The sequence below is a fragment of the Rathayibacter tanaceti genome, assembly GCF_001634385.1.
In the GTDB taxonomy this organism is placed as follows: Bacteria; Actinomycetota; Actinomycetes; order Actinomycetales; family Microbacteriaceae; genus Rathayibacter; species Rathayibacter tanaceti.
The window spans coordinates 60992-69183 of sequence record NZ_LIIN01000001.1 but is presented as its reverse complement, the minus strand read 5'-3'; the positions used below and the strand labels follow the sequence as shown (position 1 = coordinate 69183).

The window sequence follows — 8192 nt, the reverse complement described above, 5'->3', positions numbered from 1 at the left end:
GGCTGTGCGACACTGGCGCAATGACCCCTATGCTACCGCCCGCCCCCACCGGGCGACGGAGCCTCGCCGACGTGCTGCCGGGAGCCCTCGATGCGCTCCTCGGGCGTCCCGGGCTCCTCGGGTCGCCGCGGGTCGAGCGGATCGTGGTGGTCCTGGTCGACGGCCTCGGTGCCGCGAACCTGCGGCAGCGATCCGGGCACTCGCGCCTCCTCGCTCCCGCACTGAACCGCGCCACCACGCTGGTCTCGGGCTTCCCGACTACGACAGCCGCGGCCCTCGCGAGCCTCACGACGGGTCTGCGGCCCGGGGGGCACGGGATGGTCGGCTACCGTGTGCTCGATCGGGCGTCGGATCGACTGGTGAACCAGCTCTCCGGCTGGGACGAGCGGATGGTGCCCGAGCTGTGGCAGCCGCGGTCGACCGTGTTCGAGCGGGCGACCGCGGCCGGCGTGCGGGCGGGCGTGATCGGTCCGGCACGCTATGCACGCTCGGGACTCACGCGGGCGATCCTCCGCGGCGCCGAGTATCACTCGGCGGGGTCGGTCGCCGAGCGGTTCGCGGCCGCCCGGGCCCTGCTCGACGAGGGCGGCCGGCAGCTGGTGTACCTCTACGTCCCGGAGCTCGATCAGGCCGCGCACGCTCGGGGGTGGCAGTCAGCCGAGTGGACGGCAGCGCTGGAGCAGCTCGACGGCGAGCTCGCGGTCGCCGTCCGGCGCCTCCAGGGCCGCGAGGGCCTGCTGGTCACGGCCGATCATGGAATCGTGGACGTGCCAGCCTCCTCGCACATCCTGATCCAGAGAGGTCCGCTGCTCGAGGGAGTGCGGCACCTGGGCGGTGAACCGCGATGCCTGCAGCTGCATCTCGAGCCCGGTAGGAACGCCGACGAGGTGGCGCGCCGCTGGCTCGACGCAGAGGGCACCCGTGCGTGGGTCGCGACCCGCGCAGAGGTGGAGGCCAGCGGCTGGTTCGGCGACATCGGGCCCGAGGCCGCGGGGCGGATGGGTGACGTCTTCGTCGCCGCACGCAAGACGATCGCGTACTACGCGGCCGACGATTCCTCCGGGCGCTCGATGATCGGCCAGCATGGATCGCTCACGCCCGAGGAGACGCAGGTGCCCCTGCTCGGGTTCGGAGCGGTCTCGACCGGCTGATCCACACGGCGACCGGCAGGAGCCCGCGGGCCCCGGCCGATCAGTCGTCGCTGCGCGCCCCGAAGACGATCTCATCCCAGCTGGGCATCGACGCCCGACCTCGGCGGACACTTCCGCGCATACCGGACGGCTGCTCGGGGGCCGGGGGAGCGGTGCGGGCGGCTCAGGAGCCTTCTCGGCGACCGGAGCCTCCGGTTGCTGTACAGGCTCCTCCCGCCCTCGAAGAGACGATGCGGTATCGCGCTCACCGCGTCGGCGCCGCAGGGCGTCGAGCAGGTCGGCCGTGTCGTTGAGGTTGCGCTCCCTCTGCTCCGTGGTGCTGCTGACGGGGCGGGGGAGCGTCGAGACGGGGCGCGGAGTCTCGGCGAGTGCCGGCTGCGGCTCCGTGTCGGAGGGGCGGACGGCGGCGGGTCGCGCATGGGGCATCGCAGCCGGCCGACCGGCTGTGGGGTGCTCGGACCGCGGGGAGCGCGGCTCCGGCTGCGGGGTGGCGGGAGCATCGGGATCGAAGCGGGTCGCGAGCTCGTCGACGGCGGCCGGGATCACCGCACGCAGGCGCGGGATCAGCGTCGGACGGATCTCCCCCTGCTGCGAGAGCGTGATCGCCTCGGAGGTGAGCGGGGCGAGGAGGGCCTTCCTCGGGTCGAAGCGCCAGCGCGCATCGTGGTCGATTTCGTCGGAGCGGAAGAGGAGTTTGACGACCCAACCCTCCTCCTCCTTCCAGCTCGACCACTGCTCGCCCTCGGCGCCGAGGGCGGCGAGACGCTCGCGGATGACGTCGCCGAAGGGTGTTCCCTCCTCGAGCGGGTCCGGGTCGGTGGTGGTGTACACGCGCACGGCCAACGCGGAGGCGACGACGTGCTCTCGCTCGGCGGTCACCGGCCCCTCGAAGCGCTGCACGTAGTCGAGGTCGGCTCCCGTGAGCTCGGCGACCTCGTCCGCCGAGAGCCCGGAGCGGATGTGCGCCTGGATCTCGCGGGGCGAGACGCGCTTCTCGCGCGGCGGGAGGGAGTGCACCCGCGGCCGGAGCTGGCTCTGCAGCGTCTCGTCGATGCGCACCGAGAATCGCTCGCCGCCCTCCGACACGAGGACGAGCGATCCGCCCTCGACGCCGATCACCTTCAGTTCCATCATCGCGGGGACCCTCCTTCTGGACGCGGACCGGGCCAGGATGCCACGCGCCCGGCCCGTTGGCCGGGAATACCCCGGGCGGGTCGAAAGTTGGTGCGGAAGGAAGCGGGGCGAACGGGTGTCAAGCGCCGTTCGAGGTGGTTTGCGAATCGATGCGTCGTGATGCACACTGACCCCGCCGATTTGTTGAACAGCAGAAATAAGAAGTGGATGGGAATGGCTACGGACTACGACGCCCCCCGCAAGACCGATGACGACTCCGAGTCGATCGAGGCCCTGAAGGAGCGAGTCCCCGACAAGATGTCCGGAGTCGTGGACGTCGATGACGCCGACAACCCGGGCGGATTCGAACTGCCCGGCGCCGATCTGTCCGACCTCGATCTGGACGTCGTGGTCCTTCCGCCCCAGGCGGACGAGTTCACGTGCGTGAGCTGCTTCCTGGTGAAGCACCGCTCGCAGATCGACCACGAGGAGAAGCTCGGTCCGATCTGTCTGGAGTGCGCCGCTTAAGCGCCTCCGGGCTCCGAAGGACGACCGCTCCGTCGCCGTGATCCCTGGATCGCGGCGACGATGTCGTTCGGGCGCCGGCTCGAGAGAAGCCAGTACGGAGTCGGGTCCTCCGGGTCGTCGAGGGGAACCCGCACCACGTCCTTCACCCAGCCGCGGATGACCAGATAGGCCCGAGCGTCGAGTCGCGGTCCGCGCTCGGCGAACGCCTGCCTGCCGGTGTGCGCCGTGGGCTCGCCGACCAGCTCGAGCGGGATGTGCGCTCGCCCCGCGCGCAGCTCTCCCTCCGCCACCTCGATCACGGGCGACAGCGCCAGCAGCGAGAGGACGCAGCCCGCGTAGAGCACCACCGCGACGATCACCCCGACCACGAGGTCGATGGGTGCGAACACCAGGATGCTGGCGGGCACGACGAGGGCGGTGGCGATGAAGAGCCAGGGCGCGGGCCACAGCCTCTCTCGGTAGGACGGCATACCCCTATTGCACCAGACGAAGTGGTCTACCCTCGTCACGTGCTTGCAACCGTCGACGTCCCGATCCGCGCAGACCAGCTCCCGTCCTACGCCCGACCGGGCGACGCCGGAGCCGATCTGCACTCCACGGAGGACGTGGTCCTCGCTCCCGGCGAGCGTGCCAGCGTCGGGACAGGAGTCGCAATCGCACTGCCGGAGGGACACGCCGGCCTGGTCGTCCCCCGCAGCGGCCTGGCCTTCACGCACGGCATCACCGTCGTCAACGCCCCCGGCACGATCGACGCGGGCTACCGCGGCGAGATCCGGGTGGCGCTGCTGAACACGGACAGTCGTGAGAGCTACCACGTCTCGACGGGGGATCGGATCGCGCAGCTCGTGATCGTCCCGGTGGTCCAGGCGCGCTTCACGAGCGTCGACGAGCTTCCGGAGTCGGTCCGCGGCACGGGCGGCTTCGGATCGACCGGGTACGCCGTCGACGCCCAGGAGACCAGAATCCACGAGGAGAGCGCATGAGCGACATCCAGCCCACCGCCGACGAGTCCGTCGAGCAGATCCAGCAGGACTTCGAGAAGTCGGCCCCGGACGACCGCGCCGAGGCCGGTCCGCTCGACGAGCTCGAGGCCAACCCCGTCCGCCCCTACATCGACCTCGGCGGGGTCAAGGTGCTGCCTCGCGAGGGCATGCACATCCGTCTCGAGGTCGAGGAGGGCACGAAGCGCGTGATCGCCGTGGGCCTGGACTACGCGGAGTCGACCCTGCAGGTGCAGCCCTTCTCGGCGCCGCGCTCATCCGGCCTCTGGCACGAGATCCGCGGTCAGATCGCCGAGCAGATCGGCCGCCAGGGTGGATCGACCACAGAGCGCGAGGGCGTCTTCGGTCCGGAGCTCGTCGCGGAGCTGCCCCTCGCGGGCGGTCAGACCCGCGTGGCGCGGTTCGTCGGAGTCGACGGCCCGCGCTGGTTCCTGCGCGGGGTGATCGCCGGAGCGGGCGCCGTCGACGAGAAGGCAGCAGCCGCGGTCGAGGAGCTGTTCCGCAGCATCGTTGTCGTCCGCGGCAGTGGTCCCATGCCTCCGCGCGACCTCATCCCGCTCAAGGTCCCCACGGGCGGCCAGACCCAGCAGAGCGCGAGCTGACCGGCATGGAGCCGCCGCGCCCCGAGCACGAGGAACCCGCGCGCCCGGAGGTGGCGGACGCGATCGCGCAGGCGGCGCGCCGCTCCGGTCTCGGAGCGGTCGCCGACGGCGAGCCTTTCGACGGGAGGGCGCTGCTGCGCACGATGGGCGGAGTCCGGGGCATCCTCGAGGCCGTCGTCCCGGGCATCGCCTTCGTGCTGCTCTACACGGTGACCTCGGAGCTGGTGCTCTCGCTGGTCGCCTCCGTCGGCCTTGCGGTGGCGTTCACTGTCGCGCGGATCCTCGGAAGGACCCCGGTCATTCAGGCCGTCGGCGGCCTCCTCGGCGTCGTGGTCTCGGCGGCACTTGCACTGGTCACCGGCCGGGCGGTGGACAACTTCGTGCCCGGCCTGATCACCAATCTCGCCTACGGACTCGTCTTCCTCGTCTCGGTGCTCGTGCGCTGGCCGCTGATCGGCGTGGCAGCCGGCTACCTGATGGGCGACGGCACGGGCTGGCGAGACGACCGCCGCAAGCGCCGTCTCTTCGGGGCGCTGACGCTGGCGTGGGCCGGGCTCTTCCTCCTGCGCCTCGCTGTGCAGTACCCGCTCTTCCTGGCCGAGGACACGACGGCGCTGGGCACCTGGAAGCTCGTGCTCGGACTCCCCCTCTACGCCCCGTTGCTGGTCCTCACCGTTCTCGCCGTGCGGGCGGAGTACCGCGGGGCCTCCGAGCGCGACGATGACGACGTGCGTCCGGAACATGCGTAGAATTGTCTCGACGTCGAGATAAATAGTGCTCGCCTTCCCGCACCGTCGCGGCGAGGACGACCGGGGGCTGCGGCGTCGCAGAGTTAGGTCCTCCTTGGTGGCAGGTCGACGTGCGCGGTCGTCAAGATGAGGACGGAGAGCGGCTCCGCCCGTCGGTGGTGGTCGCAGTCAGCGAAGGAGAGGGCGACGTGTCCGCGGTAGACAGCTTTGGATCGAAAGACACCCTGAAGGTCGGCTCGACCGACTACGAGGTGTTCCGCATCGACCGGGTCCCCGGTCACGAGAAGCTCCCGTTCAGCCTCAAGGTGCTGCTCGAGAACCTCCTCCGCACCGAGGACGGCGCCAACATCACGGCCGACCACATCCGCGCCCTCGGCGAGTGGGTCCCGGAGTCGGAGCCCGACACCGAGATCCAGTTCACCCCGGCCCGCGTGGTGATGCAAGACTTCACCGGCGTGCCCTGCATCGTCGATCTCGCCACCATGCGCGAGGCCGTCGCGGCCCTGGGCGGGGACGCGAACAGGATCAACCCGCTCGCCCCGGCCGAGATGGTCATCGACCACTCCGTGATCGCCGACCTCTTCGGCACCGAGGACGCCCTCGAGCGCAACGTGGAGCTCGAGTACGAGCGCAACGGAGAGCGCTACCAGTTCCTCCGCTGGGGCCAGACCGCCTTCGACGATTTCAAGGTCGTCCCGCCGGGGACCGGCATCGTGCACCAGGTCAACATCGAGTATCTCGCGCGCGTCACCATGACGCGCGAGGTCGACGGCGCGCTGCGCGCCTACCCGGACACCTGCGTCGGCACCGACTCGCACACCACGATGGTCAACGGGCTCGGCGTGCTCGGCTGGGGCGTGGGCGGCATCGAGGCCGAGGCCGCGATGCTCGGCCAGCCCGTCTCGATGCTCATCCCGAAGGTCGTCGGCTTCAAGCTGTCGGGTTCCATCCCGACGGGGGTGACGGCGACGGACGTCGTCCTCACCATCACGCAGATGCTGCGCAAGCACGGCGTCGTCGGCAAGTTCGTCGAATTCTACGGAGCGGGCGTCGCCGAGGTCCCGCTCGCGAACCGCGCGACGATCGGCAACATGAGCCCCGAGTTCGGGTCAACCGCCGCGATGTTCCCGATCGACGACGTCACCCTCGACTACCTGCGCCTGACCGGGCGCAGCGATGAGCAGATCGCTCTCGTCGAGCAGTACTCCAAGCTGCAGAAGCTCTGGCACGACCCCGCGGTCGAGCCCGTGTTCAGCGAGTACCTCGAGCTGGACCTCGGCACCGTCGTCCCCTCGATCGCCGGACCGAAGCGCCCGCAGGACCGCATCGAGCTCTCCGCAGCCAAGACGCAGTTCGAGTCGGACCTGAACAACTACGCTGACGTCTCGCACGACATCGTCGACCTCACGATCTCGGAGTCGTTCCCCGCCTCCGACCCGGGAGAGCTGCAGCCGCAGGACGCTCACAGCTCGCACGAGCACACCCACCGCTCGCACGCACCGGCCACGGCGTCCAAGCCGACGACGGTGGAGCTGGGCGACCGGGGCGAGAGCTTCACCATCGACCACGGAGCTGTCGCGATCGCCGCGATCACCTCGTGCACGAACACGTCGAACCCCTCGGTGATGCTCGCGGCCGGCCTGCTGGCCCGCAACGCCGCGCAGAAGGGCCTCAAGGCCAAGCCGTGGGTCAAGACCACGCTGGCGCCCGGCTCCAAGGTGGTCACCGACTACTACGAGAAGGCGGGGCTCACCGAGTCGCTCGAGGCGCTCGGCTTCTACACCGTCGGCTACGGCTGCACGACCTGCATCGGCAACTCCGGCCCTCTGCTCGAGGAGATCTCGACCGCTGTGCAGGACAACGACCTCGCGGTGACCGCTGTGCTCTCGGGCAACCGCAACTTCGAGGGCCGCATCAACCCCGACGTCAAGATGAACTACCTCGCGAGCCCTCCGCTCGTGATCGCCTACGCGCTCGCCGGCTCGATGAACTTCGACTTCGAGGTCGACGCGCTCGGCACCGACGCCGAGGGGAACGACGTGTTCCTCAAGGACATCTGGCCCGACGCGGCCGAGGTGCAGGCGACGATCGATTCCTCGATCGACAAGTCGATGTTCGACACCCAGTACGCGGGCGTGTTCGACGGCGACGAGCGCTGGCGCGCGCTGCAGACCCCCGAGGGCTCGATCTTCGAGTGGGACGAGTCGTCGACCTACGTGCGGAAGCCCCCGTACTTCGACGGCATGACGATGGAGACCACCCCGGTCACCGACATCGCCGACGCCCGGGTGCTGGCCAAGCTGGGCGATTCCGTCACCACCGACCACATCAGCCCGGCCGGCTCGATCAAGGCCGACAGCCCGGCCGGCCGCTACCTGGACGATCACGGCATCGACCGCAAGGACTACAACTCCTACGGCTCGCGACGCGGCAATCACGAGGTGATGATCCGGGGTACCTTCGCGAACATCCGCCTGCGCAACCAGCTGCTCGACGGAGTCGAGGGCGGCTACACCCGCGACTTCACGCAGCCGGACGCTCCGCAGTCGTTCATCTACGACGCCTCGCAGAACTACCAGGCCGAAGGCACGCCCCTCGTGATCCTCGGCGGCAAGGAGTACGGCTCTGGTTCGTCGCGCGACTGGGCGGCCAAGGGCACGAGCCTGCTCGGAGTCAAGGCGGTCATCGTCGAGAGCTTTGAGCGGATCCACCGCTCCAACCTCATCGGAATGGGCGTCGTCCCGTTGCAGTTCCCGGCCGGCCAGAGCTGGGAGTCGCTCGGGCTGGACGGCACAGAGTCCATCAGCATCTCGGGGATCGCGCAGCTGAACGAGGGTGTGACCCCCAAGACGGTGCACGTGATCGCCGAGCCGACGGCGCATTCCGCCGAAGGCAAGCAGACCGTCGAGTTCGACGCGGTCGTCCGCATCGACACCCCGGGCGAGGCGGACTACTACCGCAACGGCGGGATCCTGCAGTACGTGCTCCGCTCGCTCGTCTGATCAGCCGCAGAACGTGTGCGCCTCCCCTTCGGGGGAGGCGCACACG

Annotated in this window: 7 protein-coding genes and 1 pseudogene; 6 read left to right on the top strand and 2 right to left on the bottom strand. The window is 69.9% G+C overall.

Translation table 11 applies throughout. From position 1 onward, the window contains the following. Positions 1-20: 20 nt before the first annotated feature. Positions 21-1151: an alkaline phosphatase family protein gene (locus ACH61_RS00315; protein WP_199220812.1), complete on the top strand. Its 1131-nt coding sequence runs from the start codon at positions 21-23 to the stop codon at positions 1149-1151. Between the two features lie 207 nt (positions 1152-1358). Here ACH61_RS00315 and sepH read toward each other — a convergent pair. Continuing rightward, positions 1359-2282 (bottom strand): annotated as a pseudogene (gene sepH, locus ACH61_RS18780) (septation protein SepH); the annotation flags it as partial. A gap of 216 nt (positions 2283-2498) precedes the next feature. On the opposite strand from sepH, the gene ACH61_RS00300 reads away from it, so the two are divergent. Continuing rightward, positions 2499-2792, top strand: coding sequence for a DUF4193 domain-containing protein (locus ACH61_RS00300; protein ID WP_055792269.1), 294 nt, complete (start codon positions 2499-2501; stop codon positions 2790-2792). Here ACH61_RS00300 and ACH61_RS00295 read toward each other — a convergent pair. Then, entirely contained in the window at positions 2789-3262 is a 474-nt protein-coding gene (locus tag ACH61_RS00295) for a DUF3093 domain-containing protein (RefSeq protein ID WP_068207126.1), read from the bottom strand. The two genes, ACH61_RS00300 and ACH61_RS00295, sit on opposite strands and share 4 nt — an antisense overlap. Positions 3263-3301: 39 nt before the next feature. Between ACH61_RS00295 and dut the strand changes: the two genes are divergently transcribed. From dut to acnA, 4 genes are all read left to right on the top strand, one after another. Beyond that, positions 3302-3775, top strand: a complete 474-nt coding sequence (gene dut / locus ACH61_RS00290) for a dUTP diphosphatase (RefSeq protein WP_068207124.1) — start codon at positions 3302-3304, stop codon at positions 3773-3775. After that, positions 3772-4395: a DUF3710 domain-containing protein gene (locus tag ACH61_RS00285; protein ID WP_068207121.1), complete on the top strand. Its 624-nt coding sequence runs from the start codon at positions 3772-3774 to the stop codon at positions 4393-4395. The genes dut and ACH61_RS00285 overlap by 4 nt, the downstream gene beginning before the upstream one ends. Before the next feature lie 5 nt (positions 4396-4400). Continuing rightward, the gene (locus ACH61_RS00280; RefSeq protein WP_068207110.1) at positions 4401-5144 is read left to right on the top strand and encodes a DUF3159 domain-containing protein; all 744 of its coding nucleotides are present in this window, start codon (positions 4401-4403) and stop codon (positions 5142-5144) included. A 188-nt stretch (positions 5145-5332) separates the two neighbouring features. Beyond that, positions 5333-8146 carry an aconitate hydratase AcnA gene (gene acnA, locus ACH61_RS00275; RefSeq protein ID WP_068207153.1) on the top strand — a complete coding sequence of 938 codons (2814 nt, stop codon included), beginning with the start codon at positions 5333-5335 and terminating at the stop codon, positions 8144-8146. Positions 8147-8192: the final 46 nt, after the last annotated feature.

Bases quoted from the DNA above. Each gene is read 5' to 3' on its own strand.
- ACH61_RS00315 (WP_199220812.1), top strand. From the start codon at position 21: ATGACCCCTATGCTACCGCCCGCCCCCACCGGGCGACGGAGCCTCGCC.
- ACH61_RS00300 (WP_055792269.1), top strand. From the start codon at position 2,499: ATGGCTACGGACTACGACGCCCCCCGCAAGACCGATGACGACTCCGAG.
- ACH61_RS00295 (WP_068207126.1), bottom strand. From the start codon at position 3,262: ATGCCGTCCTACCGAGAGAGGCTGTGGCCCGCGCCCTGGCTCTTCATC.
- ACH61_RS00285 (WP_068207121.1), top strand. From the start codon at position 3,772: ATGAGCGACATCCAGCCCACCGCCGACGAGTCCGTCGAGCAGATCCAG.
- ACH61_RS00280 (WP_068207110.1), top strand. From the start codon at position 4,401: ATGGAGCCGCCGCGCCCCGAGCACGAGGAACCCGCGCGCCCGGAGGTG.